Annotated in this window: 24 protein-coding genes; 14 read left to right on the top strand and 10 right to left on the bottom strand. The window is 66.3% G+C overall.

The window, feature by feature from the left end; genetic code table 11:
• Positions 1-2: 2 nt before the first annotated feature.
• From Pla123a_RS07960 to Pla123a_RS07970, 3 genes are all read left to right on the top strand, one after another.
• Entirely contained in the window at positions 3-236 is a 234-nt protein-coding gene (locus Pla123a_RS07960) for a hypothetical protein (RefSeq protein ID WP_146585645.1), read from the top strand.
• 64 nt (positions 237-300) lie between these two features.
• Entirely contained in the window at positions 301-1,089 is a 789-nt protein-coding gene (locus tag Pla123a_RS07965) for a hypothetical protein (protein WP_146585647.1), read from the top strand.
• Positions 1,090-1,134: 45 nt separating this feature from the next.
• Positions 1,135-1,698 (top strand): elongation factor P, encoded by a 564-nt coding sequence (locus tag Pla123a_RS07970; RefSeq protein ID WP_146585649.1) that lies wholly within the window; start codon positions 1,135-1,137, stop codon positions 1,696-1,698.
• A 104-nt stretch (positions 1,699-1,802) separates the two neighbouring features.
• Here Pla123a_RS07970 and Pla123a_RS07975 read toward each other — a convergent pair whose 3' ends face one another.
• From Pla123a_RS07975 to ettA, 3 genes are all read right to left on the bottom strand, one after another.
• The gene (locus Pla123a_RS07975) at positions 1,803-2,396 is read right to left on the bottom strand and encodes a hypothetical protein (protein WP_146585651.1); all 594 of its coding nucleotides are present in this window, start codon (positions 2,394-2,396) and stop codon (positions 1,803-1,805) included.
• Between the two features lie 176 nt (positions 2,397-2,572).
• Positions 2,573-2,944 (bottom strand): hypothetical protein, encoded by a 372-nt coding sequence (locus Pla123a_RS07980; RefSeq protein ID WP_146585653.1) that lies wholly within the window; start codon positions 2,942-2,944, stop codon positions 2,573-2,575.
• Between the two features lie 102 nt (positions 2,945-3,046).
• The gene (gene ettA, locus Pla123a_RS07985) at positions 3,047-4,720 is read right to left on the bottom strand and encodes an energy-dependent translational throttle protein EttA (RefSeq protein WP_146585655.1); all 1,674 of its coding nucleotides are present in this window, start codon (positions 4,718-4,720) and stop codon (positions 3,047-3,049) included.
• 332 nt (positions 4,721-5,052) lie between these two features.
• On the opposite strand from ettA, the gene Pla123a_RS07990 reads away from it, so the two are divergent.
• From Pla123a_RS07990 to Pla123a_RS08000, 3 genes are all read left to right on the top strand, one after another.
• Positions 5,053-5,601, top strand: a complete 549-nt coding sequence (locus tag Pla123a_RS07990) for a DUF456 domain-containing protein (protein ID WP_146585657.1) — start codon at positions 5,053-5,055, stop codon at positions 5,599-5,601.
• 333 nt (positions 5,602-5,934) lie between these two features.
• A complete protein-coding gene (locus Pla123a_RS07995; RefSeq protein ID WP_146585659.1) occupies positions 5,935-6,621 on the top strand; it encodes a hypothetical protein in 687 nt (228 codons plus the stop codon).
• A gap of 198 nt (positions 6,622-6,819) precedes the next feature.
• On the top strand, positions 6,820-7,344 hold the full coding sequence (locus tag Pla123a_RS08000) for a hypothetical protein (protein ID WP_146585661.1): 525 nt from the start codon (positions 6,820-6,822) through the stop codon (positions 7,342-7,344).
• Between the two features lie 183 nt (positions 7,345-7,527).
• On the opposite strand, the gene Pla123a_RS08005 is transcribed toward Pla123a_RS08000, so the two are convergent.
• Positions 7,528-10,752 carry a M56 family metallopeptidase gene (locus Pla123a_RS08005; RefSeq protein WP_146585663.1) on the bottom strand — a complete coding sequence of 1,075 codons (3,225 nt, stop codon included), beginning with the start codon at positions 10,750-10,752 and terminating at the stop codon, positions 7,528-7,530.
• A 2-nt stretch (positions 10,753-10,754) separates the two neighbouring features.
• On the bottom strand, positions 10,755-11,153 hold the full coding sequence (locus Pla123a_RS08010) for a BlaI/MecI/CopY family transcriptional regulator (RefSeq protein ID WP_146585665.1): 399 nt from the start codon (positions 11,151-11,153) through the stop codon (positions 10,755-10,757).
• A gap of 1,081 nt (positions 11,154-12,234) precedes the next feature.
• On the opposite strand from Pla123a_RS08010, the gene Pla123a_RS08015 reads away from it, so the two are divergent.
• Positions 12,235-13,071, top strand: coding sequence for an alpha/beta hydrolase (locus Pla123a_RS08015; protein WP_146585667.1), 837 nt, complete (start codon positions 12,235-12,237; stop codon positions 13,069-13,071).
• An 87-nt stretch (positions 13,072-13,158) separates the two neighbouring features.
• Here Pla123a_RS08015 and Pla123a_RS08020 read toward each other — a convergent pair whose 3' ends face one another.
• A complete protein-coding gene (locus tag Pla123a_RS08020) occupies positions 13,159-14,742 on the bottom strand; it encodes a PrsW family glutamic-type intramembrane protease (RefSeq protein ID WP_146585669.1) in 1,584 nt (527 codons plus the stop codon).
• A 152-nt stretch (positions 14,743-14,894) separates the two neighbouring features.
• Between Pla123a_RS08020 and ruvB the strand changes: the two genes are divergently transcribed.
• The gene (gene ruvB, locus Pla123a_RS08025; RefSeq protein ID WP_146585671.1) at positions 14,895-15,974 is read left to right on the top strand and encodes a Holliday junction branch migration DNA helicase RuvB; all 1,080 of its coding nucleotides are present in this window, start codon (positions 14,895-14,897) and stop codon (positions 15,972-15,974) included.
• 88 nt (positions 15,975-16,062) lie between these two features.
• A complete protein-coding gene (locus Pla123a_RS08030; RefSeq protein ID WP_197527786.1) occupies positions 16,063-16,995 on the top strand; it encodes a DMT family transporter in 933 nt (310 codons plus the stop codon).
• Here the strand turns inward: Pla123a_RS08030 and Pla123a_RS08035 are convergent.
• The 3 genes from Pla123a_RS08035 to queF all read right to left on the bottom strand — a co-directional run bounded on the left by Pla123a_RS08035 (position 16,892) and on the right by queF (position 19,172).
• Positions 16,892-17,614, bottom strand: coding sequence for a prolipoprotein diacylglyceryl transferase (locus tag Pla123a_RS08035; protein WP_146585675.1), 723 nt, complete (start codon positions 17,612-17,614; stop codon positions 16,892-16,894). The two genes, Pla123a_RS08030 and Pla123a_RS08035, sit on opposite strands and share 104 nt — an antisense overlap.
• A gap of 133 nt (positions 17,615-17,747) precedes the next feature.
• Positions 17,748-18,758, bottom strand: coding sequence for a sugar phosphate isomerase/epimerase family protein (locus tag Pla123a_RS08040; RefSeq protein WP_146585676.1), 1,011 nt, complete (start codon positions 18,756-18,758; stop codon positions 17,748-17,750).
• 57 nt (positions 18,759-18,815) lie between these two features.
• Positions 18,816-19,172 (bottom strand): preQ(1) synthase, encoded by a 357-nt coding sequence (gene queF, locus Pla123a_RS08045; protein WP_146585678.1) that lies wholly within the window; start codon positions 19,170-19,172, stop codon positions 18,816-18,818.
• 233 nt (positions 19,173-19,405) lie between these two features.
• Here queF and queC point away from each other — a divergent pair, with 233 nt between their 5' ends.
• From queC to Pla123a_RS08070, 5 genes are all read left to right on the top strand, one after another.
• The gene (queC, locus tag Pla123a_RS08050; protein WP_146585679.1) at positions 19,406-20,110 is read left to right on the top strand and encodes a 7-cyano-7-deazaguanine synthase QueC; all 705 of its coding nucleotides are present in this window, start codon (positions 19,406-19,408) and stop codon (positions 20,108-20,110) included.
• 6 nt (positions 20,111-20,116) lie between these two features.
• Positions 20,117-20,512 carry a hypothetical protein gene (locus tag Pla123a_RS08055; RefSeq protein WP_146585681.1) on the top strand — a complete coding sequence of 132 codons (396 nt, stop codon included), beginning with the start codon at positions 20,117-20,119 and terminating at the stop codon, positions 20,510-20,512.
• 39 nt (positions 20,513-20,551) lie between these two features.
• Positions 20,552-21,238 carry a 7-carboxy-7-deazaguanine synthase QueE gene (locus Pla123a_RS08060; RefSeq protein ID WP_146585683.1) on the top strand — a complete coding sequence of 229 codons (687 nt, stop codon included), beginning with the start codon at positions 20,552-20,554 and terminating at the stop codon, positions 21,236-21,238.
• A 271-nt stretch (positions 21,239-21,509) separates the two neighbouring features.
• The gene (locus tag Pla123a_RS08065) at positions 21,510-21,833 is read left to right on the top strand and encodes a hypothetical protein (protein ID WP_146585685.1); all 324 of its coding nucleotides are present in this window, start codon (positions 21,510-21,512) and stop codon (positions 21,831-21,833) included.
• Positions 21,834-21,903: 70 nt separating this feature from the next.
• Positions 21,904-22,761, top strand: coding sequence for an alpha/beta hydrolase (locus Pla123a_RS08070; protein WP_146585687.1), 858 nt, complete (start codon positions 21,904-21,906; stop codon positions 22,759-22,761).
• Between the two features lie 50 nt (positions 22,762-22,811).
• On the opposite strand, the gene Pla123a_RS08075 is transcribed toward Pla123a_RS08070, so the two are convergent.
• On the bottom strand, positions 22,812-25,928 hold the full coding sequence (locus Pla123a_RS08075; RefSeq protein WP_146585689.1) for a glycoside hydrolase family 2 TIM barrel-domain containing protein: 3,117 nt from the start codon (positions 25,926-25,928) through the stop codon (positions 22,812-22,814).
• Positions 25,929-26,263: the final 335 nt, after the last annotated feature.

Consider the following 26,263-nt stretch of genomic DNA (forward strand, 5'->3'; position numbering starts at 1 on the left):
TCATGTCCATCATGTGCCGCGTCGACGACAAGAACATCCCGCTCTACCGCATCATGTGGGTGGCGGCCACGCCCCACTTCTGCGGCGAGGAAGACTGCGTCCGCGAGGGGTGCTACGAGGTCCGCCTCGAGCACGGCGAGACCGTCTGGGCCAACCCGGTCGAGCAGGGCGAGGTGCTGCAGCAGCTCGAGTCCTGGCAGGGCGGCATGGGTATGTCGGACGACGAGGACTGGTAGGCCCCGCCCCGGCCCATTTCTCTATCCCCCACCCGATCCCTGGCGGCCACGCCGAGCGACCATCATGCCCAGCGACTACGACGACGATGACGACTTCTACGAAGACGAAGAAGGCTTCGGCGAAGAAGACGGCTTCTCCGAGGTCAACTTCGACGACGACGACGAGTCGCCCGACTACGGCGACGAGTGGTCCGACAAGGCGCTCGGCCTGGTCGGCGGCGACGACGACCAGGACGACGACAAGGAGTCCGAGGAAGAGGCCCCGGACGACGACGCCGAACTGGCCGGCGGCGCCGCCGACCTGCTCGCCAAGCTGCTGGGCGGCGCGGTCGGCGGCGGAGAGGACCCGCTAGCCACCGCCGCCGCGCCCGACGACGAGCTCGCCTGGCGCGAGACCTACTACGTGCTGTTCCAGCGGCACGAGCGGCCCACCCTCACCCAGGTTGAGGCCGCCATCGGCTCCACCGGCTCGCGGCTCGAGATGGAGAACCTCAACGCCAACGACGACGGACTGTTCCAGTCGGTGCTGGTGCAGGCGCCCGAGGACAACGCGGCGCTCGAGGTCAGCTACGAAGAGGGCGACGCCGTCATGGAGCAGAGCGCCGCGCTCGCCAAGACCCTCCAGAAGCAGGTCGACAGCCAGGTGCTGGCGCAGCTGCTGCGGGCCGACGCCCGGCTCGACGTGATGCACTTCGAGCGGATGGACGAGGCGGCCACCTTCAGCATGGACGAACCCGACGACATCGCCCTCGAGGCGCTCAACCCCGCCACGCTGCTCGGCGTCGTCGAGGCCCTGGCCAGCCTGACCGGCGGCCTGGCGATCGACCCCGCCGCCGGCGAGGTTTTGCTCTAGTACCATCAACCCATCCCCCACCCCTACCCGCGATCCCTCACCACTATGCTGGCCAAAGACATCAAGAACGGCACGATTGTCGTCTACAACGAAGCCCCCTGCCTGATCGAGGGCATCCAGGTGCAGTCCCCCTCCGCGCGGGGCGGCGCCACGCTGTACAAGTTCCGCGCCCGGAACGTCGTGACCAAGAACAAGGTCGACATCACCCTCAAGGGGACCGAGAGCCTCGACGACGCCGACTTCAAGAAGCGCGAGGTCAGCGTCATGTACCAGGACGTCGAGGCCCTGCACCTGATGGACACCGAGACCTACGAGCAGTACGCGCTCCCCCTGGACGACTGCGCCAACGAGCTGCAGTACATGAAGGAGGGGCAGGACGGGCTCTTGGCCCTGATCTACAACGACGAGTGCGTCGGCATCAACATCCCGGCCACGGTCGAGCTGACCATCGCGCAGTGCGACCCCGGCGTAAAGGGCAACTCCGCCACCGGCCGCACCAAGCCCTTGAGCTTAGAAACGGGGCTGCAGATCCAGGGCCCCGAGTACCTCAAGCAGGGGGAAGTGGTGAAGGTGGACACCCGGACCGGGGAGTTTCTCGGTAGGGCTTAGGCTGTTCGGTTGGCAGCGCGGCAGAGCCGCGGCGCTTCATGCGCCTAGTAAGCGCCGCGGCTCTGCCGCGCTGCAACCCAACGGCTCCGCCGCGCTGCAGCGTGCTACGGCTCGTACGGCACAACCAGATTCCACCGCTGCCGCCGCAGCCCGGCCTTAACCGGGTTCTGCTCCACATAGCGGATCGCACGCCGCAGATGCGATTCGCTGCTGATGAACGGGATCCACTGCTTCCGACCCCACGGCGAGGGGACCCGGCCACCGGGCGAGCGGTGATCCTGCAGTGGATGCTCATCGGCCGCGGTAAGTTCGCGGGTCGCCTTGGATTTCAAGTGCTGCGCGATCTGCTCGGCCGGCTTCGTTTGCCAGCCCAACACCAAGTGCGTGTGATCGGGCAGGATCGCCAGCGCGTGCACGCGGTAGCCAGATTCTCGCACTGCCGTAGCGAATCCCTGCGCAATCAGCACGGCTTGTTTGCCGGTGAACTGCACCGGCGGGTAACGCAGCGAACGCTTCGCCGCCATCCTAAGCTGGTAGTCGTGCTTGGCAGCGGCGACATTTCGATTAACGCTGACCTTGGTCGCCGCTCCGTACTGCCGCAGCGGGAACTCACGCACCACTTCTGACCACGAGCCACGCGGATCGTTCGGCAGCCAGAAGCCGTAGGCCGAAACAATAATGTGAAAGCCAAGGATCACCGAGCAAGCTCCCGCAACGCGGCAGAGCCGCGGCGCTTCATGCGGTTACTAAGCGCCGCGGCTCCGCCGCGCACGAACCATCACCGGCTCCCATCGTAATCACCGCATTGCGAGCGCACAAAAAAAGCCGCCGGCTCCCGCCGGCGGCTCTGCTGATTCTGACTCTCAGCGAGAGGCTACTTCTTCTTCGCAGTCTTCTTCTTCGCCGGCTTCTTTCCAGCCGGGGCCTTCTTGGCGACCTTCTTCTTGGCCGACTTGGCCGCGGCCTTGTTGGGGGCGGCCTTCTTCGAAGCAGCCTTGGCGTTGGCCTTCTTCTTGGCGGCCTTCTTGGCGCTCGCGGCGGCGGTGGACTTGGCGGCGGTCTTCTTCGGAGCGGCCTTCTTGGCCGACTTCTTCTTGGTCGACTTGGCCGACGACGCCTTCTTGGCCGGAGCCTTCTTGGCGACCTTCTTCTTGGTGGTTGCCTTCTTCGCGGTCTTCTTGCCGCTGAAGATGTTCTCCCAATTGTCGGCGAACTGCTCGGTCGAACCGACGCGGATAACGCTCATCAAAAACTCTCCCTGTTTTCTAAGATCGTAGGCAAGGCTCGGCGGCCTTCGTGGGACCGAACGCCCGGTGGTCGTTTCGGCGTGGGCGTTGGACGTTTTTAACTAGTGCTGCAGCTTCTTGTACTTGAACCGCTTCGGCTCGTCCGGGTCGATGCCCAGGCGTTCGGCCTTCTGCTGCTCGTAGGCGTAGAAGTTGCCCTCGCACCAGTGGACGTAGCCGTCCCCCTCGAAGGCGAGGATGTGGGTCGCCAGCCGGTCGAGGAACCAGCGGTCGTGGCTCACGACGATCGCGCAGCCGACGAACGTGGCCACCGCCTCCTCGAGCGAACGCAGCGTGTCGACGTCGAGGTCGTTGGTCGGTTCGTCGAGCATCAGCACGTTCGAGCCGCCGCGCAGCAGCTTGGCCAACTGCACGCGGTTGCGCTCGCCGCCCGACAGCACGCCGACCTTCTTCTGCTGGTCCGACTTCTGGAAGTTGAACCGCGAGACGTACGCCCGGCTGTTGACCTGCCGCTTGCCCATCTCGATCAGGTCCATGCCGCCGGAGATCTCCTCCCAGACGGTGGCTTCGGGGTCCAGCGTGTCGCGCGACTGGTCGACGTAGCCGAGCTCGACCGTGGGGCCGAAGGTCAGCTCGCCGGAGGTCGGCTTCTCCTGGCCCATCAGCATCTTCAAGAGCGTGGTCTTGCCGGCGCCGTTCGGGCCGATGATCCCCACGATGCCGCCCGGCGGCAGGCGGAAGTTCACGTTCTCGAAGAGGACGCGGTCGCCGAAGCACTTGGTCAGGTTCACCGCGTCCACGACCTGGTCGCCTAGCCGCGGGCCGGGCGGGATCTGGATCTCCAGTTCATCCAGCCGCTCCTCGTACTCCTTGGCCGCCATCTCTTCGTAGTTCTTGATGCGGGCCTTGTTCTTGGTCTGCCGCCCCTTGGGGTTGGTGCGGATCCACTCCAGCTCCTTGGTGAGCGTCTTCTGCCGGGCCGACTTCTGCTTCTCCTGGGTCTCGAGCAGCTTGGCCTTCTTCTCGAGCCAGGCCGAGTAGTTCCCCTCGAACGGGATGCAGCGGCCGTACTCGATTTCCAGGATCCACTGCGCCACGTTGTCCAGGAAGTACCGGTCGTGGGTGATCGCCACGATCGTGCCCGAGTACTGGGCCAGGTGGTGCTCCAACCACAGGATGCTCTCGGCGTCCAGGTGGTTGGTCGGCTCGTCGAGCAGCAGCAGGTCGGGCTGCTCGAGCAGGATCTTGCAGAGCGCCACGCGGCGCTTCTCGCCGCCGGACAGCTTGGTGATCTCGGAATCGGCGGGCGGGGTGTTGATCGCGTCCATCGCGATCTCGATCTGCCGGTCGAGTTCCCACAGGTTGCCGGCGTTGATCTCGTCGTCGAGCTGCGCCTGCCGGGCGCCCAGCTTCTCGTAGTCGGCGTCGGGCTCGGCGTACAGCTCACCGATCTTCTCGTACTCGGCCAGCACCTCGCGCTTGTGCGCAACCGCCTCCTCGACGTTGCCCCGGACATCCTTGTCGGGGTTGAGGCGCGGCTCCTGCTCCAGCATGCCGACCGTGAACCCGTCGGCCAGCTCGGCCTTGCCCTCGTACTCCTTGTCCAGGCCCGCCATGATGCGCAGCAGGGTCGACTTGCCCGCGCCGTTGCGGCCCAGCACGCCGATCTTGGCGCCGGGGTAGAAGGCGAGGTCAATCTCTTTGAGGATCTCGCGCTGGCCGTGCTTCTTGGTCAGGCCGGCGATCTGGTAGATGTACTTCTGATTGGGCGGCATAGGGGGAGCAGTAGAAGAAGGGCAGTCGGTTTGCCAATAGTCGGGTGGGTAAGGCGAACCCGCCATTGTAAGGATCCCAGCGGCGAGGCAAAGGCCGCGGGTGGGGATAATGACCAATCGGGCGGTCGGCTTTCAGCTCTCGGCCGTCAGCTAGGCGGCCGGCCATCAGCTAGCCGGCGTTAAACCCGCGTTGCAGCCGCCGGCAGCCGAGAGCCAAGGGCCGGCAGCCCCTATCAGACATTGGTCATTCCGAGCCGGCTTGCCATACTGAACCGCTTGAGACCGTCGCCCCAACCAACCGCCCAACCACTAGCCACCAACCCCCGACCCGCATGCCCGTCTGGCAATACTACCTCTGGTCGCTGCTGCTGCTGACCGTTTCTGGCCTCGGCTGGTTCACCAATTTCTTCGGTTTGCCGGGGAACTGGATTGTGCTGGGGGGCGCCGCGTTGTTCGCCTACAGCGTGACCGGCCCCGAGGGGCTCGGCGTCGGCCTGCAGGGGCTGATAATCCTGGCCGTGCTGGCTGGGTTGGGCGAGCTTGTCGAGTTTGCCGCCGGCGCGATGGGCGCGGCTAAGCAGGGCGCCAGCAAACGCTCAGTGGCGTTGGCCGTCGTCGGCGCAATGGTGGGCGGCCTCGCCGGGGTCATTGTCGGTGTGCCGGTGCCGCTGATTGGCAGCATGGTCGCCGCGCTGTTCGGCAGCGCGATCGGCGCGTTCGTGGGGGCCTACCTCGGCGAGAAATGGGCCCGCGGGCCTGCCGCTCCCAGCCTGGCGGTCGGGCAGGGCGCCTTCTGGGGCCGCCTGTGGGGCACGGCCGGCAAGCTGATCGCCGGCGCCGCCATGCTGGTGGTGCTGGTGGTCGATCTGTATTTCGCCTAGCCGCATCGGGTAGAATGGGGGCGAGCAATCCCTCTCCCTCTCTGGGGGAGGCCCGGGTGAGCTTTATGGGGGGAGGGTGCATCGTTCTCCGTTACATTGTGCTGTCCTGTACAAACCACTTCTTGCTTTCGAATTCAACCGCTGACACACCGCTCCCGTACACAAACCCCCTCCCTCAATCCCGCCCCCTGCCGGGGGGGGACGATTTCGGAGCAGCCGACAGATTACATCTGTCGGAGATCCAGGTGGAGAGCCTTTCGGCGGCGCCGTTCGACGGAGGTAATCCGTCGGCTAATAGCCCCGCGGCGAGTTCATAGCGAATCGAGCAACGCCATGCCCCCCGACGCCCACGGCATCGACTACAGCCGCTACCGCAACGCCGTGCTGTCCTACGGCCGACCGGTCAAGTCGGACTGGGGCGTGATGCGGCCGCAGGATTTTGGTGTGATCGAGCTGCTCGACCAGCTCGACGCCGCGCTGAAGGAGCGGCAACAAGCCCACGAGTCGGCCGCCGAGCTGCTCCTCTCCTTGCGGCCCATCTTCCGCGACATGGCTGAAGAGGCCCCTCGCACGGGCCTCCGCCGCTGGCTGGCCCTCCGCGGCCTCGACCGGCCCGCCGCCCCGGTGGCGGTGTGGCTGCTCGGCCGCTACAGCACCTCGACCTCGACCAAGCGGCTCGCCGAATTGGCCGACCAGCCGATGCCGGCTGCGTTCGCCCGGCACTACGCCCGGACGCTGCGGCGGCTCTGCCTGTGGGCGCCGCTCGACAAGGTCGCCGTGAAGTACAAGGTCGACTGGTGCGTCCGTCGGCAGGCCGAGCCCCGCCGCGTCCCGCCGTTCTCCGACCGGCTCAAACGCTTCTCGGCGAACGTCGACCAGAGCCGTGCGGCGAGTGTCCCCGAGCGGTCGCGGATGCCGCTCTGGCTGTCGGCCGAGTTCTGGTTCCGCCGCCCCGGCAAGACCGCCCAGGCGATCCGCGAGGTGCTCGACCGCATCCGCAGCCTGGTGCACGGGGCGTGATTTGGCGGCTGCTGTAGACTCTCGGTCAGAACATCCGTGTCCTATACTTGTAGGCAGCTGTTCTCTACCACGAAGGGCACAAAGAACACGAAGGAGAGGGCGCGCCGGCCCCTGCTTGGTGTTCTTCGTGTCCTCCGTGGTTCCTCTTTTCTCTTGGCCCCAAAGGACTCCATGCTCCGTTTTACAATACTCAGTCTAGTGGCTCTCCTCCCAATCGCGGCGTTCGCCGGCCCGCTCGACCAGCTGCGTCGGGCGTCCGGCGCCAGGGAAGCTCAGGAAACGCGCCCCCGCCGCGCGAACGACGACCTCGAGGGCACGGTCTGGGAGTACACCGCCGAGTACGACGGCCACGTCAAAGAGGGCGAGGCTAAGCCGAAGGACCGCACCGGCCGGTTCCGCACCGAGGGCGAGGCAGTCTTCGAGGTCGGCCGCCGGCTCACCGCGCCCAACGCAGGCGGCGGCCTCCGCGCCCGGGCGCAGGCTTTGCAGCAGAGCACCGGCGAGGTCCCGCTCCCCACCACCCAGGTCAAACGGATCGGCGAGTACCGCCGCAACAAGGAGAAACTGATCATCGACTTCGACGACGAGGACTCGCTCCACGGCGTGATGGTGCTGCGACGCAAGAAAGACACCCGCACTGTCTGGCACGGCGACTACCGCGAGAAGGAAGGGAAGCGGGTGGTCAGCGAGTGGAAGGTCGAGGTGCGGAAGATCGAGGATTGACTCAGTGGTTGGTCAGTAGCCGACAGATTACATCTGTCGGAGAACCCGTTGGAGAGTCTACCAGCGGGGCAGTCCGACGGATGTCATCCGTCGGCAAGGGAGAGCGAGGTAGGTCGGAACAAGCTATAGCACCGTGCCGGCGCTTGCGGCCCACTGTTCGTAGGTTTCCGTACGCACGTCTTGTCACTGCTGCTCAGAGTGTTTCTGCCCAATCAGTGATTCTTGCCAGCTCACCCAAATCGCCTTGTGGGCGTCACTGTATCGATGGTTAATGCGGTTAGCCTCTTCTTCGATACGCCCTCTCAGATAACTGCCCACTCTCCCAGCGTTGTTTTGAAGCCAGCTACGTTCGTCGGCGCCGTTTTCGGGGCTCAGTTGCCCCTCCGCGCCTATAGTGCGTCGGTAGGACTCAAATGTAGAGCCATCAATACGACTATTGTCGATCGTGTCCATCGCGACCGCGGCGGCCCAGGCGAGTTTGATGTCGTCGGACTCTAGCAGGCCCTCAAGCGGGGGCTTCGACGCGCCTGCCGCTGGTCCAAGCACTGCGATCCCCCGCGCCGCAGCAAGCTTGGCGGCTGCGATCTCAGCGGCTCCCGAGGCTGGGTAGAGATCGCAGTGCAACTCTGACTCTGTCGGCGATTCTAGCACCTGCTTGAGGAAATCCGCGGTTTGGAGTTTCGCGTGATCGGAAGCACCGCCTAGCAGCAAGCGGCTCAGGCGGCGGACACTGAAGTCCTCGTGCAGCAAGTTTTGATACAGCAGCCGCAGCCACTGCTCGTCGACGTTCTCATTGGTGAGCGGTGTCCACGTTCGGCCCATGTTCCCTGGCAGGTGGAGCAGCATGAGGGCTCCCCTTCGCACTTTCAAATCGTCGCTCTGCAGGGCGCTGATCCACGTGTCCCGCACCCTGGGGTCGGCGAGTCGTTCATCCTTGCTCACCAGCGTCTTGAGTGCGGCAGTGGCGACTTCGGTGTGAGGGTCGTCGAGCAGCCCGCATATTGTCTCGTAGGTGCTCTTGTCTACCTCGACGGGCGTCAGCGACCGCGAGATCCGCTGAACCATCTCCTGCACCAGGGACGCGTACCGCTCTGGATCCGTCTCGTAGCGATCCATCAACAGGGGGAACCAGGCTTCGAGCGGCGCCGCGTTGGGGCTTGGCGGTTGGGATGTTGAGAGCAACGCGTCGGCAATCGCACCTTGGATGCTACCCAGTCGCCGTTCTGAGAAGTCGTAGACCGCCGCGACATCCAGGATCGCGTTCGCCGCTTCGATCTCGTACCCGGCCCGACCAAACGCCGTTAAGGCTTGGATAGCTGTGGTTCGTTCCTTGGTGCTCAGCTCCGTCCGCCACTGCGTGTTCCACTCCTCGAACGAGCGGCCGTTGTAGGTCAGCTTGGCGAGTGGCGGGGGAGTGCTCCCTGGCTCGGGGAGTTGTGCCGCCGAACGTTCCACCCTATCACCGGGCAGCACCAGCGGTGGCGCCTTGAAGTACGTTTCGTCGGTTGACGGCGCCGTCGCGGCTGGCGGAGGGCCGAAGCCGGGCGGTGGCAATGAGGGTGGGCCAGGCTTCTTGGCCGGCGTGGGAGGCAGCTTGTATTTGACGGTCTTCCCCAGCCGCTCCTGCTCTGCCTCCCACGCGTCCGCCTTGAACGTGATCCGGCCGGTGACCAGCTTGTAGGTCATCTCGGGCTCGTGCGCCTGTCCGCCCATTTCGCCGTATCCGCCGCCGCCAAATTCTCCGCCGTAGCCGCCACCCATTTCTCCGCCGTTTCCACCACCTCTGCCAAATCCGTCGTTGGACGGCGTAACTGGTGACCACCGCAGCACGTAAACCTTTAGTGGATTAAACTCGCCGAGGTCGTCGCGACGCAGCACTTCGGCCAGTTGATCCCAGCCCTCGATTGGCCATACATGCAGCCCGACGAGAATGTCGCTGGGGGCAAACACGGGGGGCACACCTCCGCGCCCTCCGCCTCGGTTTCCGAAGGTTCCCTTGGTAACGACCAGCCCGCCGCCAAACCCCTTCTCCTTCACGGCGGGCGCCTGAGCGTCGTCGAGCGAAGCGACTTCAATGTCAAACATCTTGAACGCCAAATCCGCCACCCGCTGATCCTCCAGCGACAAGGAGTGCGGGTTGCCAGGAGCCGGCTCCTCATCAGGAGTCTCGGCTTCGACTTCCTGCGGCTCGGCCGATTGCGTTTCATCGGGCGAGGCTTCCGGCTCGTTGGCTGCCTCAGAGACCGCCTCGGGCCCCTGTGAAAACGAGTACCCACACGCGCCGGTCAGGCCGAGGCCGACGGCCACGACCGCCAGCAAAAACTTCTTGGAAACGAGCATCGGTTCGTCCTCGAGTTGCAGGATGCGGCGGACCCGCCGCGCGAGGGGGTGAGAAGCCATTGCGCTAGCCGCCAGCGGGAGCGGGCCGCTGGAAGTTTGCTCGGCCACGGCGACTAGCAGCTCGGCGTACGACTGCGGGTCGTCGGTCAGCCGGACCACCAGGGCGTCGCAGCACTGCTCGCGGTCGGCGCGGAGCTGGCGGCTCACCAGCCAGACCGCCGGGTGGAAGAACAGCAGCGACTCGATGGCCCGCTGCAGCAGGTTCACCAGGTTGTCGCGGCGGCGGACGTGGGCCAGCTCGTGCAGCAGCACCATCTCGAGCTGCTCGGGCGAGTAGCCGCTCGCCGCGATGGCCGGCAGCAGCACGACCGGCCGCAGCACGCCGATCAGCATCGGCTGGGCGACCCGCTCGCTGAGCGCGAGCGCCGCCCGGCCGCGAATCCGAAGCCGCTCGGCCGCGGCGACCAGGGCCTCGTGCAGCGGGCCACTCGTCACCGGCTGGCAGTCCTTCCGCAGCCGCTCGACCCCGATCAGGCCGGTCGCCAGCAGCAGGAAAGTGAGCGGGGCCCCGATCAGCCACAGCAGCGGCAGCCACTCGGCCGCTTGATCGAACACCGCTACCAGTTTTTCATCCAGTGCCACGTTATTTAGCGCCGTCGGCTCCGCCGCGGTCGCTGGCAGTGTCGCTGGCTCGGCCGCGGTAGTAGCCGTTGACGGTTGAAACTCCGCGGCTTGCGGATCGAACGCGAGCGGCGTTTCTGCCAGATCGATCGTCGATTCGCTTGCTTCGGTTGCTAACGCAGCGAACTCGAACGTGGCGGCGGGAGCGCCAGCGAGCGGCGAGCCGGGAATTGCGATCGGCTCTTGCTGCCACAAGTAGCCGGCGATTAAGGCCGGCGCTATGGCGAGGGCGCCGAATCCCATCAGCGTGACGGTGTACCGCGCCAGCGGCGCGGCGGTTCGGAGCGTGAACCGAGCGACGAGGGTTATCAACGCGATCGTGGACCCGACCCACAGGAAGTGGAGCATGGTCCAGCCGGCAATCAGCCACAGGGCGCCGCTATTCATGGCTACCTCCCCTTCTTGCTGGTGGTCCGTTTTCCGCCGATCAGCTGTTTCAGCTCGGCGAGCTCTGACGGCTTGAGCTGCTTGCTCTCGACCAAATGGGCGACCAGCCGCTCGGCCGAGCCGTCGAACAGGCCGTCGACCAGCTTGCCGAGCAGCGAGTCGGCGGTCGACTCGTGCGACACGGCGGCCGACCACTGGTAGCCCCGCCCGGCCGAGGTCCGTTTCACGAGCTGCTTGTCGAGCATCACCTTGAGCATCGTCGCCACCGTGGTGGTGGCGACCTCACGCTCCGCCCGGAGCGCGTCGCACACCACGCCGAGCGGCGCCGGGCCGTGCTCCCAGAGCACGCGGAGGATCTCGAGTTCGCCATCGGTCGGGTGGGGCGAGCGGGGACGCGACATCACGGGCTCCCGTGCAGTGTTCAGCGGGTGGGTTCGGCGTCGCCGGGTTGCGGCTAGCTGCTTCGGATTCTAAAGAATTAGAATGGCGGGTGTCAAGGAAAAAATCGAGCGATCGGAATGATGGTCCCGCGGAAACAATTATCGATGCGCCCAGCGAACCAGCCCGCGGCGGGAGCCGTGGGTCTTGAACCAGAATTAATGGCATGCCGACAAGCCAAGCCCCAACGGGGCGCGCCAATACAGCCCAGGGCAACGCCCTGGGTCGGCGGCCAGATCGATCTTCCAGAGCCCTGAAGGGGCGCGCTATTGATCGTCAGGGTCGGTAGCGCGCCCCTTCAGGGCTTGGTGGCGGGCGGCGGGGTTTTCCCAGGGCGTTGCCCTGGGCTGTGATAGCGCGCCCCGTTGGGGCTGTGAGATCCGTGGCGCCTTCTCCCCGGATTTGTGTAGAAGCGTCACTTGATGTGTGGTCCAATAGGGGGACACCGACACAGGGTTGCAGAGCACGGCGGCGACGTTTGTATCGCAGGCCGGCGTTCGTTGCTGCGCGGTTAAGGAAACGCTCGCTGCCTTTGGGTTCTGTCCGACCGATTGGTCCGGATGGACACCGTGGCGGACAAAACCCACGGGTCGATTTGGTCTTCGCGTGCGTAGAGCCTACTATCGCAGCGCGAAACGGATCGCGGGGAGAATCGTGGGTGGGGTTTTGTCCCCTCCGGTCGATATTTTGGACTAAACGTCGTGCGTAGGAGGGCAGCAAGATTTCCGACAGTATGCAGCCCGCGGCGGAAGCCGCGGGTTTTGAACCAGAGTTGATGACATGCCGACAGGCCAAGCCCCAACGGGGCGCGCCAATACAGCCCAGGGCAACGCCCTGGGGCGGCTTCAGGGCCTGGTGTGGGCGGCGGGTTCTGCCCAGGGCGTTGCCCTGGGCTGTGATAGCGCGCCCCTTTGGGGCTTTTGGTTGGTGGGACCGTTGACCGACCGGCGGGGCCGTCACCCCACCCCCCCCAAGAGTTGACATGGGCCTCCCCATCGAGGGGAGTAGAGTTACGATTGCATACTCAGCCTCAAGGCCGAACGGATGGCGATGCGACTCCCTACCCGCAAGTTCTGGCTCGGCCTCGTGCGGCGGCTGGCCTTGTACTACCTGCTGATCCTGCTTGCTATGACCTTCATCGAACGCTGGCTTGTTTACCCCGCCCCGAGCGCCGACGAGGGGGATTGGGCGCCGCCGCACCTGGAGTTCGAGGAGGCCACTTTCACGTCGGCCGATGGCACGCCGCTGCACGGGTGGTTCTTCAAGCACGAGAAGGCCCGGCGGTCGGTGCTGTACCTGCACGGCAACGGCGTGCACGTGGCGGACATCGGCGACCGGATGCCGGTGATCTCCCGCCACCTGCAGGCCGACGTGCTGGTGTTCGACTACCGCGGCTACGGCAAGAGCGGCGGGAAGCCGATCGAGCCGGGCGTGATCGAGGACGGCCTGGCGGCGTCGGCTTGGCTGGCGGAGCGGACCGGGGCGCCCGCTAGTCGGCAGGTGCTGATCGGCCGCTCGATTGGCGCCGGCGTGGCCGTGGCGATGGCCGAGCGGCAGGGCGCCGGCTGTGTTGTGGCGCAGTGTGCGTTCGCGCGGCTGACCGACCCGGCGGCCAAGATGTTTCCGTGGCTGCCGGTGCGGCTCTTGATGCGGAACCAGTTTCCATCTGTCGAGCGGATCCAGAACTATCACGGTCCGTACTTTGGCTGCCACGGCACGGACGACACGCTGGTGCCGTTCGAGCAGGGGGAGCAGCTGTTCCGCGCGGCCCCGACCGAGCAGAAGGAGTTTCTGGCCTACGAGGGGATGGGCCACAACGAGCCGCTGCCGCGGGAGTACTGGCAGCGGCTGGCGGCGTTTCTGGAAGAGGTGGGGGCTTAGCTGGGGGCGGTGGACGCGCGGCGGAGCCGCGACGCTTCATGTGGTTCGCCGGCCATCGGTGACCGTGTGCCAGCCGCCAGCCACTACTTACACATCAATCAACGAATCCGGAGCCTCACGCAGGAACAGGTAGATCAGGATCGCGCTGCTCAGCAGCTCGGCCGACAGCAGTTTGAGGGCGGCGTTGTGGCCGAGCTGGCTGGAGAGGTACACGTAGGTCGCCGAGGTTACGAGCGCGACGCCGACGGTGAACGTGAACGAGACGCTCAACCGGTAGCTCTCGCTGTGGTTGGCGGCGCGGAACTCGCGGAAGAACTGGTAGACGACGCCGATGTAGATCAGCAAGGTCACCAGTCCCCACTGATCGTTCAACGCTGGGAGAACAATGAAAGCGTCGTACAGGCCGTGGCCCAGCACCGCGACACCAAATACCGCGAACGCCTCGGGTCCAAGCGTCTTGGGATGCCAGCACGCCCGGCAGACCGCCAGGCCGACCAGCCCGGTAAGCGACATATGCAGGAAGTTGGCCATTGTGAGTCGGCCAAGGCTGCTGGCTCCGAGGCTGTTGCCGAAGTAGCCAACGTTCTCCTCGACCGCGAACCCAAGCCCAACACAAGCACTGACAATCAGCGCCTGCAGCTCCGACCGCCGCGATACCAGCCAGGGGATCAGCGGCAAGAGGAGCAGCAGCTTGGCGAGCTCCTCGCGGAGGCCGACTCCGAGGATGAAGTACTTGAGTCCGGGGATTAGTTCGTTGCTTTCCTCGAGCCCCCAACCGGCTTCTTGCACCAAGATGAAGAACAACGTGAGCCCAACGCTCACCACGCCCAATGCCACGCCGGCCAGGCAGAGCCACAGCGAGACCCTCCCTTGATAGAATCGCCCGATGTGCAGCAGAAACGACAGCCAGCAGGCGCCGGTCAGCAGCGCCAGCACCGCGGGCCCGGGCGCGTACTGCTGGAACATCAACGCCGGCATCTGCCGCAACACGGCGAGCCAGTCGTCACGCTCGGCGGCCTGCTCGGCGAGCGCGTAGGGCGGGATCAGGGGTCGGTAGTCGGGGTTGTCGGCCAGGGCGGTCAGCTCGTCCCAGCGGTCGGCAACTGCGAGGGCCGAGACCAGCCGCTCGCGGGCGGATTGGGAGTCGAACTGGTCGGCCTCGGCGCGGAGCAGGTCGATCCGCTGCGTGGCGGCGGCCGGGTCGTCTGCCAGGCAGTGGGCCAGTGCGTAGTTGGCGTAGCGGGTCGGCGGGCGGCGATTCGCCTGACGGTAGAGCGAGAGCCGCGAACCGTGCCCCACGACGCTGTTGGTCATCACCGTGGCGATCTCGGCCGCCTCCCGGTCCCACCGCTGGGCGGCGTTGTCGAACAGGCCGAGCGGCGGGAGGTCCCCCTCGGGATCGAGCCTCCGGGCGATCAGCGCCGCGGCGTCGAGCACCTGGTAGAAGTCGGCGTTGGGCGCCAGCTGCAGCCGCTCCAATGGCCGCCAGGGATGGTTGGGGTTGTGGACCGACTCCACCAGGCACCGCTGCAGCGGGTCCTGCCCCGCCAGGCCGGCTAGCAGCGGCGCCGCGAAGCTCAGCAGCAGGCCTGCCGCGACGATGCCGATCGCCACCCGCCAGAGGAACACGGGGTCGTGCGAGCGGCGGGCGAGCTTAGTTGTCCAGGACATGCGGAGATGAGGTGTGATAGCGTGGGGGCGTCGGGATTCCGCGGGCGAACGGCCCGAACGCCAAGAAACCGCCGCCCGGGGTGCGATTCTGACCCTCGGCAGTTTTTGATAGACTGGCAGGGCCCGCCGATTCTACCCCCACGGACGCACCCATGCCACGCGAACGGATTCTCTCGAGCGAAGACCAATCGAAGCCGACCCCGCCCCCGCCGCCAAGCACGGTGTTGGAGTCGCGTGAGGAGGACCCTGCGCTCCGCCCGAAGCACATGAAGGAGATGATCGGGCAGCGGGCCGTGTACGAGCGGATCCGCGTGGCGGTTGACGCGGCGATGATGCGGGGCGAGCCGCTGGGCCACATCCTGCTGGACGGCCCGCCCGGCCTGGGCAAGACCACCTTCGCGACCTGCATCCCGCGGGACCTGGGCGTGGAGCTGCAGATTGCTAGCGGCGCGGCGCTGGCGGCGCCGAAGGACCTGCTGCCCTACCTGACCAACGCGCAGGAGGGGAGCGTGCTGTTCATCGACGAGATCCACCGCCTGCCGAAGGCGGTCGAGGAGTTCATGTACCCGGCGATGGAGGACTTCCGCATCGACATCACGCTTGGCGAGGGGGTCAACGCGCGGACGGTCAACATGAACCTGCGGCCGTTCACGATGATCGGCGCCACCACCCGCACCGGCCTGCTGTCGGCGCCGCTGCGGGACCGGTTCCAGATCCGCGAACACCTGGAGTTCTACAGCGAAGAAGAGCTGACCACGATCGTGCTCCGCAACGCGGTGATCCTCAAGTGCCCGATCGAAGAGGCCGCCGCCCGCAAGATCGCCGGCTGCAGCCGCGGCACGCCCCGCGTGGTGAACAACCGCCTGCGGTGGGTCCGCGACTACGCCACCAGCCGCGCCGACGGCGAGGTGACGCTCGAGGTGGCGGACAGGGCGCTGGCCATGTCGCGGGTCGACTCGCTGGGGCTCGACCAGCAGGACCGCAACTACCTGGAGACCATCCTGCGGGTCTTCAACGGCGGCCCGGCCGGCGTCGAGGCGATCGCCCACACCCTCAACGCCGCGCCCGACACGCTGACCGACGAGGTTGAGCCGTTCCTGCTGCGAGAGGGCCTGGTGGTCCGCACGTCGCGCGGCCGCAAGCTGACCAACCGCGGTTACGAGCACCTCGGTCAGACCCCACCGGAAGAGCCCGTCGGCCGCAGCAACGACGAGCTGCCGTTGTTTGAGTAGAGGGCGTGCACCCCTCGGCTATAAGTCACAAGGTGGTTGTGAAGTTGTTTCTACCGTCACGCGAAGTCCCTATCGCCCCCAGCCGCCTGTGCAATCGTTCCTCCTCTTGTTCGGCGTCGCGGCCTGCGCGACCTCGGTGATCTGGATCAAGAAGAGCGGCGTCGACCCGGTGCTGTTGAGCGGCCTGCGACTGGTGGTCGCGTCGGTCGCGCTGACGCCGTTGTTTATTCGCGACTGGCGGCGGCATCGCGACGTGCTGACCTGGCGACACTACCGCGACGCGGCGATCCCCGGCGTGATGCTGGCTTTGCACTTTATTACGTGGCTGATCGGCGTGCGTATGACGCCGGCGGTTAACTCGACCGTGCTGGTGAACCTGACGCCGATCGTGATGCCGCTGCTGTTGATCTGGCTGACCGGCGAGCGACCCAACCGGCGAGAGCTGCTGGCGACCGGCGTGGCGGGCATCGGCTTGAGCATTCTGTTCGTGTCGGACTTCAACCTCAGCCGCGAGCAGTTCAACGGTGATTTGGTTTGCTTGGGCTCGATGCTGCTGTTGGCGTTGTACTTGACGCTGGGCCGGAAGTACCGCCACCACCCGACCGTGTGGCTGTACCTGGTTCCGCTGTACTACACCGCGGCGGTCGTGGCGTTGCTGCTGGCGCCGGTGTTCGCCACGGACTTGTCGGTCGACTGGCCGCGCGAGTGGTACTGGGTGCTCGCCCTGGGGCTGATCCCGACCGTGCTGGGCCACTCGCTGCTCAACAACGCGATGCGGCACTTCCGCGGCCAGGTGGTCGGCCTGGCGAGCATGCTGCAGTTCATCATCGCCGGCGTGCTGGCGTACCTGCTGCTGCCGAACGAAACCCCGGCCTGGACGTTCTACCCGGCGAGCGTGTTTATCCTGCTCGCGGGCGTCATTGTGGTGGGGCGGCGTAAGTCGCGGCCCGCGGCGAGTCCCGTCGCCACAGCCACGCGAACAGCACCGCCAGCGGAAGGCACGCCCACTGGTAGCCGGTAAGGCCGAGCCAGAGCCGGGCCTCGGGGCGGATGAACTCGGTCGCGAAGCGGTAGGCGAGGTACGTCAGGATGTAAAGCTTCACCAGATTGCCGTGGAACATGCCGCGGCGACGCATGACGATCAATGCGAGGAAGCAAGCGAAGTGGAACGCGGCTTCGTAGAGCTGGGTCGGGTGCCGCGGCTCGGGGCCTTGGGCCGGGAACACCACGCCCCACGGCAGGTCGGTTGGCACGCCGAAGCAGCAGCCGGCGCGGAAGCACGCCAGGCGGCCGATCGCCACGGCGAGCGCCACCGGCGCCGCGAACGAGTCGCCGGTTTTCACGCGGATACCGAACGCCCACTTGGCCGCCTCGACGCCCATGTAGCCGCCGATCAGGCCGAACAGGATGGTCTTGCCGTCGGCGAACCACGCCATGCCGCTCGCCATGCCGACCGGGTCGCTGAGCACGAACGGCAACTTGGCGGTGATCATTGCCCCGCAGAACGCGCCGACGCCGACCGCCAGCCGCTCTTCCTTCGACAGCGGCAACGCCGACTGCGACCGCCGCAAGAGCAGCCCGCACGCGACCACCGCGGTAAGCATGATCAGGGCGTAGATGGGGTCGAACGCGGCGAGCATGAATCAAGTCACTTAGGGCCCACTGCACGATCGATCAGCCCACCCCGCCAGGGGTGGGACCGAACCCAACGTAGTCCCACCCCTGGCGGGGTGGGCTAAGACGCAGGAAGGGCTACCCTTGGGAAAGCCTGCTTTAGAACCCCCGCGCCGCTTTTACGTCGTCGAAGTCGCGGAGGTGGTAGCCGATCTCGGCGGCGTCGAGCATCTTGCACACCGCGCGGAGGGCGACTCCGAAGCCGTCGGGGCCGCTGAAGCCGCCGAACTGCCCGCCCCCCTTCAGGTGCGGCTCGAGGTCGAGGAACACGCCGGGGATGCCCCGCTTCTTGAGCTTCTTCTCAAGCTTCGGCAGCATCTCGCGGAAGTCGCGGAAGATCAGCTCGTGGGCGCTGTCGCCGATGTCGACCGGCACGAAGTTCTTGAGCATTTCCTCGTGCACGTGCCCGCCGCGGGTCAGGCTCGGGTCGTGGTAGTCCTTGATGTGCATCCATCCCAGGCTTGGCTTCATCTCGACGTACTGGGCGTAGCACTCGATGTTCGAGTAGCCCTGGCTGATCAGGTTGCCGCCGTCGAAGATGGTGACCATCGCCGGGTGGTCGACCTGCTTGTGCAGCTCGGCCAGCAGCTGGCCCGACTGGCCGATCAGGTTGGCCTCGACCTCCAGGCCGAAGGTGAGGTCGCTGCGGTGGCAGGCCTCGGCGATCTGGCCGAGCTGGTCGACCGCCTGCGGCACGTAGTCCCACGGGTCCTCGCCCTTCGGCGGGTAGAACGAGAAGCCGCGGATCAGCTTGGTCTCGAACGCGTGGGCCCGCTCGCACGCCTTCGCGACGTCCTTCTGCAGGTACTGCTTGAACGGCACGTAGCGGTTCTTGCTGCCGTCCTCCTGGTCGATCAGCTTGACCTTGCCGATCGGCGAGCCGATCGACGCCACGTTCATGCCGTACTCGTCCTCGAGCTTGCGGAGCTTCGAGATCTCGGACTTGGTCAGGTCCATCACGTTCTTGACGCCCTGGCCGACGTCGACGAAACGCAGGCTGTAGTACTCCAGGCCGAGGGCCGCAAAGGCGGCGAACTGCTCCACCGCGAGCTTGTTGTTGGCGGCCTCGTCGGCGAAACCGGAGAGGATGACTTGAGGAGTAGGGGGCATGAAACCGTGGGGGGATTAGGAGTGGAACGCCGCGCCCGGGGGCCCGGCGCGGGGCCGCTACATCATTGACGTGTGCTGCACCGTGACCGTTTCGGTGATGCCGCCGCGGGCGCTGAAGGCGGCCTCGACCTTCATCCACTGCGGCTGAACGACCGCCACCAGGTCGTCGATGATCGTGTTGGTGACGTTCTCGTAGAAGATGCCCTCGTTGCGGTAGCTCTGCAGGTAGAACTTGTAGCTCTTCAGCTCGATGCACTTGCCGCGGGGCGTGTAGGTCAGCGTGATCGTGCCGTAGTCGGGCTGGCCGGTCTTGGGGCAGACCGAAGTGAACTCCGGTGCGACGATTTCGATCTTGTAGTCGCGCTCGGGGTACTGGTTGTCGAAGGTCTCGAGCAGGCCGCGGAAGTCGGACATCGTGGTTTATTGATGGGTGCGCGGTGAATGAGTCCCTGGCTCGAGGCCGCCGTCTGGGGACACCGGCCTCCCTGGTGGTCGACCCGTGTTCGTCGGCGCCGCAAGGGCCCGCAGGACTCCTTTTTGGTGGGACCCTATTCTGGCATGATGGGGGGGAGGAGAGAAGGGACCCGCAACCCACTCTCTGCCCCCGCCAGCCCATTGCCCACCCACTCCCGCCGCCGCAGGCCGCCATGACCCAACCCGTCACGAAACCGAAGGCCGTGGTGCTGCTGTCGGGCGGCCTCGACTCGGCGACCACCGCCGCGATGGCTGCCGACGCCGGGTTCGAGGTGTACGCCCTGAGCGTCGACTACGGCCAGCGTCACCGGTTCGAGCTGCAGGCGGCCGGGCGGGTCGCCGAGCGGCTGGGGGTCGCCGAGCACCGCACCGTCACGGTCGACGCCGGGCAGTACGGCGGCAGCGCCCTGACCGCCGACATCGACGTGCCGCAGGGCCGCTCCGGCGAACAGATGGCCGCCGGCATCCCGGTGACGTACGTCCCGGCGCGGAACACACTGTTTCTGTCGCTCGCGCTCGGCTACGCCGAGACCCTCGGCGCCGCCGACCTGTGGATCGGCGTCAACGCGGTCGACTACAGCGGCTACCCCGACTGCCGGCCGGAGTTCGTCGCGGCGTTCGAGCAGCTCGCCAACCTGGCGACCAAGTGCGGCGTGGAAGGCGAGTGCAAGTTCACAATCCACGCGCCGCTGATCAGCCTGACCAAGGCCCAGATCGTGCAGCACGGCATGGCGTTGGGAGTCGACTACTCGCTGACGCACACCTGCTACAGCCCCGACGCCGACGGCGTTGCGTGTGGCCGCTGCGACGCGTGCCAGCTGCGGCTGCAGGGCTTCGCCGACGCCGGGCTCGAGGACCCGGTCCCCTATCAGGCGTAGCGAGCCATGCCCGACGAACTGTCGCCGAATGAAGCGAACCCGTACGCCTCGCCGCAGGTCGATACGGCGGACGACCGGCCCGAGGCGGACGCCCTGCTAGTGGTGAGCCGCCTGTGGCGGATGCAGGACTGGGGCCGCGGCTACCGGGTGATCGTCAACGGCCGGAAGGTGGGAGTGATCCGCAACGGTCAGACGAAGTCGTTCCCGGTCGCCTCGGGGCCCTGCGAGGCGTCGGTCCGGCTCGACTGGTGCGGCAGCCCTGTCGTTTCCTTCCACTTGGGCCCCGAACAAGAGCAGCGGCTGGAATGCGGCAGCTCGTTCACCGTGCTGACAAGCGTCCTCACGCCGTTCTACGCCCTGTTCAGATGGGACCGCTACCTGACGCTCAGGATGGTAGAATAGTCGTTTGGGTTTTTCCTATCGCCACCGCCATTGGCAACCATGCGAATCGCAGAGATCTACAAATCGATACAAGGTGAAGGCCTGCTGACCGGCTCGCCGAGCGTGTTTGTCCGCGCCAGCGGCTGCAACCTCCGCTGCTGGTTCTGCGACACGCCGCACGCGTCGTGGTCGCCCGAGGGGGTGGACCTGTCGGTCGACGAGATTGTCGCCCAGATCGAGGAATGGGACTGCCGCCACGTGGTGATCACCGGCGGCGAGCCAATGCTGTTCGCCGAGCTGATCCCGTTGTGTGAGAAGCTGCGGCTGCAGCGGCGGCACATCACCATTGAAACCGCCGGCACGCTCTACCTGCCGGTGGTGTGCGACCTGATGTCGGTCAGCCCGAAGCTGTCCGGCTCGGCCCCCAACGCCGAGGAGCACCCGCACTGGCGGCGGCGGCACGAGCAGAACCGCAACCGCCCCGAGATTGTCCGCCGGCTGCTGACCCAGTACGACTACCAGCTCAAGTTTGTCGTCGACCAGCGGCCCGACCTGGCGGAGCTCGAGGAGTGGCTGGCAGGCATCGGCACGGTCGACCGCGAGCGGGTGCTGCTGATGCCGCAAGGCGTTCGCGAGGAGGAACTCGCCGAACGCGCCACGTGGCTGCGTCCCTACTGCCACGACCAAGGCTACACGTACTGCCCGCGGAAGCAGATCGAGTGGTTCGGTGCAGTTCGGGGCACCTGATTGGCTCCGCGGCCAGGGGTCTCGCGTCGGTAATTCCTCGTAGGCTTATCTGTGGGATGCGGCTTTCGGGTCGCCACTCGACCGAGTGTGTGATGCCCGCCGCGAACAGTTAGGGAGTTTACATACGGCCCTGACCCTACTAGTCTGACTCAACTGTGAGTCTAACTATCTTCTGCCGTCGTGAATGTTTATGCGGCATAGTCATGTTTGATGTGCGGGCGCCCGGGTCAACAACCCCGCGCCGCCCGCGTCAACGATGAAGGAGCAACAGGTGGCCAAACGCAAGGTGAACAAGAGCGAGAAGACTCGCGAGTACATGGCCAAGAACCCAAAGGCGGGTCCGAGCGCCGTCAGCGAGGCCCTCGGCAAGCAGGGGATCAAGGTCTCGCCGCAGCAGGTGAGCACGATCAAGGCCAACGCCAAGAAGAAGACCGGCGCAAAGAAGAAGGCCGTGCGGGGCCGCAAGCCGGCCGCGGCCGCCGGCAGCGACGCCTACCTCAAGCAGCTGGTCGCGGCTAAGGAGTTCGCGGCGAGCGTCGGCGGGGTGGCCAACGCCAAGCAGCTGCTGACGGGCATTGAGAAGCTGGTCGACTAATCGAATGCCGGCGTCTGGCGCCGTGGCGGCTTGCCCGGCGCCAGGGGCGGCCCACAGGTAGGGAGAAGCCGTGGCTACACGAGTCCTAGCGTTCCTGATGGCCGCGGTGATCGTCCCACTGGTCTGCCAGGCCGTTGAGCCGCCGCCGCTCCGCGTGGCGAAACGGGACGTGCTCTACAAGCCGGGCGATGATATCACCGACTACCAGCGCGAGCGCTGCCGGCTGGACCTCTATCTCCCCGAGGAGTCGGGCAATGCGGCCCGGCGGCCCGTGGTGGTGTTCTTCCACGGCGGCGGGCTGACCGGCGGCGACAAGCAAACCGCCGCGCCGATCGCAAGGCTGCTGAACCGCAACGGCGTGATCGTGGTCGCGGCCAACTACCGCTTCTCGCCGAAGGTCGAGTTCCCGGCCTACGTCCGCGACGCCGCCGACGCCGTGCGGTGGACCCACGACCATGTCGACGAGTACGGCGGCGATTCCAAATTGGTGTTCCTCTCAGGCCACTCGGCCGGCGGCTACCTGACGCTGATGGCGGCGGCGGAGCTCGGCTGCTTCGCCGACGACCGTGAGCCAGAGATCAAGCTCGCCGGGCTGCTGCCGATCAGCGGGCAGACGCTGAACCACACCGCGGTCAGACGCGAGCGAGGCATCCCAGAGGATCGCGTCGTGGTCGACGACGCGGCCCCGCTGAACGCCATCCGCGCGAGCGGGCCGCCGACGCTCTTGATCTGTGGCGATCGCGACCTGCCGCTGCGGCTCGAGCAGAACGAACTGCTCCTCGCCCACTTCAAGCGTTTGGGCGACAACCGAGCCAGGCTGGTCGTCGGGGTCGATCGCGACCACGGCTCGATCTACGACCTGTGCCACCGGCCGGGCGATCCGGTGGGCAGGGCGATCGTCGAGTTCATCGAGCAGCATGCGAGGTGATTGGCCGCGCGGGCCCGTCGCCCAGATCACCTAGTCGCGTTGGAGGTCCCTTACTCTCCCCCCATAGCGGCCCGGGCGACCTCGCTCGCTGTGCCGACGCTGGGGTCGAGTGGCGTCAGCGTAAGCTCAAGGCCGTACTCGCCCGCTTTCAGGCGGTACTCCTCGTGCGGCCACGCGCCCCACGAGTCGTCTCCACCGACGCCCATCTGCCGGTAGTCGAGGTTGAGGGTGAGCACCTCGCCGCGCTGCAGCTCTTGGGGGTGCCGCGCCTGCTGCAGCGCCCTTTGGGTGTAAGGCCAGACGCTAAAGTCGAACGTCGCCCCGGCGACCAGCAGGCCGCGACCGTTCTCCGATGTGAGGGCCAGCCAGCGGGCGTCGGTGCGGTTGCCATTCTCTTGGGGTCGCACGTACTCGTGGATCAGCTCGCTGACCGGCATAGCGTAATGGCTGACCGGCGCGCCGCTCTTGCGGTCCCAGTAGCTCTCGTGCGGGCCGCGTCCGAACCACGCTGCCTGGGTGAAGCTGGTCGGAATCTCCGTCCGAAGGCCGACGCGGGGAATGTCCGGCAGGTCTCCCGACGCGTTGATGGTGAACGAGACCTTTAGCGCGCCCAGCGCGTCGAGGGTGTATGACGCACGCTCGGCCGCCTTGCCGTCGAGCAGCTTCCACTCGCACTCCACCGTAACCGCCCCGTCCTTCGCTTGCGACTGCTCGCAGCGGGTCAATTCGCGGCTGCGGCCAGCGCGGCGCCAGTCACGCAGGCGGCGGGGCATCTGGTTGCCGTTGTCGTTGTCGATGGGCGCCCGCCAGTAATTGGGGACCAACGGTGCGGTGATCAGCGGCTCCCCGTCCTGGGCGATCGAGTCGACGTGGCCCGTCCGTTTGTTGACGGCGACCGACACGCCGCCGCTGCTCAGCAGAATCTGGTCGTCGGTCTCGTTGGCCTGAGGCTTGTGCTGGGCCAGCTTGATCGCGGCCTCGCCGGGCTCGGCCTCCAGATCAAACTGATCCACGGCCACCTGGTGGCCAGCCGGCGCCCAGGGCGCCTGGTCACGCAGCACGTAACGGACCGTGAGGATCGCCTCCTGGCCCGGCGCGGCGTCGACCGGCTCGATCGGCAGCTCCACCTCAGCCGAATCGCCGGCGGCTGCTTCGGGCGCGGCCTGGCGGCCGTCCTGCACAGTCTTGCCGTCGACCTCGACAGTCCAGGTCAGGTCGAACGGCGCCAGCGTTTGGTGGTCGTACTCGTTCTTCACGACGTAGACGCCCGGCTTGTCGCCGGCGGCGGTGGAGATGCGCTGGTAGACCTTCTTTACCTCAAAAAGCGACGGGTTGGGGACCCGGTCCGGGCGGACCAGGCCGTTGCAGCAGAAGTTGCCGTCGTTCGGCCGGTCGCCGAAGTCGCCGCCGTAGGCGTAGTACTCATGGCCGTCGGCGTCTTTGGTCAGCAGGCCCTGGTCGACCCAGTCCCAGATGAACCCGCCCTGCAGCGCCCGGTGCTCGCGGATGGCGGACCAGTATTCCGGCAGGTTGCCGACGCTGTTGCCCATCGCGTGGGCGTACTCGCAGAGGATCAGCGGCCGGTCCGCGTCATGGGTGGCGTAGTTGACGATGCCGTCGATGCGGGCGTACATCGGGCAGCGGATGTCGGTGTTGCGGGCGCGCCAGCCCGCCTGCTCGTACTGCACCGGCCGCGACGCATCACGCTGCTTGATCCAGTCGTAGTTGGCCATGAAGTTGACGCCGTTGCCGGCCTCGTTGCCGAGCGACCAGGTCACGATCGACGGGTGGTTCTTGTCCCGCTCGACCATCCGGATCGCGCGGTCCAGGTGGGCCTTGCCCCAGCTCGGGTCCTTGGCCAGCGACTCGGGGCCGTAGCCCATGCCGTGCGACTCGATGTTGGTCTCGTCGACGACAAACAGCCCGTACTCGTCGCACAGGTCGTACCACTCCGGGACGTTCGGGTAGTGCGACGTGCGGACCGCGTTGATGTTGTGCTGCTTCATCAGCAGGATGTCTTCGATCATCGACTCACGGCTGATCGTGTGCCCGGTGACCGGGTGGTGCTCGTGGCGGTTGACGCCGTTCATGTAGACGTACTTGCCGTTGACCAGCAGCACGCCATCTTTGATTTCCACCTCGCGGAAGCCAACGTTGACGGCGGTCGACTCGAGCGCTTTGCCGTCTTCGTCCTTCAGCGTGATTACCAAACGGTAGAGGTACGGCGTCTCAGCGGTCCAGAGCTTAGGGGCTGCGATATTGAGCGAGTGCCTAAGCGTGACCTCGTCGCCACTGCCGTTGACGCCCCCTTCACGCGATGCCACGACCGCGCCATCGGCGTCGACCAGTTCGACCCACAGGTCGGCCTGGTCGCCGTCTGCGGTCGTGCAGTCGACGCTCACGGCAAGCGTCGCGTCGCGGTATTCTTTGTCGAGGTCGGTCTGCACCTCAAAGTCAACAATCCGCGTCGGCGCCAACCCTTCCAGGTAGACATCCCTGAAGATGCCGCTAAGCCGCCAAAAGTCCTGGTCCTCGAGGTACGAGCCGTCGCACCAGCGGAACACCTGCGCGGCGAGCGTGTTCTCGCCCTCTTTGAGGAACGGCGTCAGGTCGAAGCGGGCCGGGGTGCGGCTCCCCTGCGAGTAGCCGACCTTCTTGCCGTTCACCCACAGGTAGAACGCCGACTCGACGCCGTCGAAGTTGATCTCGACGCGGCGGCCGTCCCACTCCTTGGGCACGGTGAACGAGGTGCGGTACGAGCCGACCGGGTTGCCGTTGCGGCCGCCGATCTTGGGCGGGTTCTTGTCGAACGGGTAGTTGACGTTCGTGTAGATCGGCTGGCCGTGGCCCTGGGTCTGCCAGTCGCCAGGGACGCGGATGTCGTCCCACGTCGAGTCGTCGAAGTCGACCGCGACGAAGTCCATCGGCCGCTCGTCCGGGTTCGCGACCCAGTGGAACTTCCACGTCCCATTGAGCAGCTTCACGTACGGCGAGTCATCCCGCGAACCGTCGCGTGCGTCTTCGGCCGTGTCGAACCGGAAGAACGTGGCGTGCGGGGCGAGCTTGTTGCGGCTGATGACCGTTTGGTCCTCCCAGTCGACCGCCGACGAATCGGCGGCGAACGCGAGGCCCAGGATGACGAGAAGCAGCAGGGTTTTGGCAGTCATGTATTTTGCGATCGGCTTGCGACGAGATGAAGAGTTACGGGCAGTCCCCTATTATGCACCGCGGCGTGGTCGCAAGAAAGTCGCCGCCCGTCGGGGCAAAGTGGCCCTCGGAGACCTGGCGGTCGCTTCCGGAGTGCGGAAAACGCCTGTGTGTTAGTCTCCGGGCCTGGCCCAGCTCGGTGCGCAACCTGCTGGCTTTCAGTGTAGCCGCGGTCGTGCCCGGGGCGGTCGGCGATGCGGCCTTCGAAAATGCGTACCCGCTTCGCGTCCCCACCCAGCGGCAGTGAGGAGTGTCTGCCGGCGTAGGAGAGCGTGTCGAGCAGCACGGCCTGTGC

The sequence above is a fragment of the Posidoniimonas polymericola genome, from assembly GCF_007859935.1.
GTDB classification, from domain to species: Bacteria; Planctomycetota; Planctomycetia; order Pirellulales; family Lacipirellulaceae; genus Posidoniimonas; species Posidoniimonas polymericola.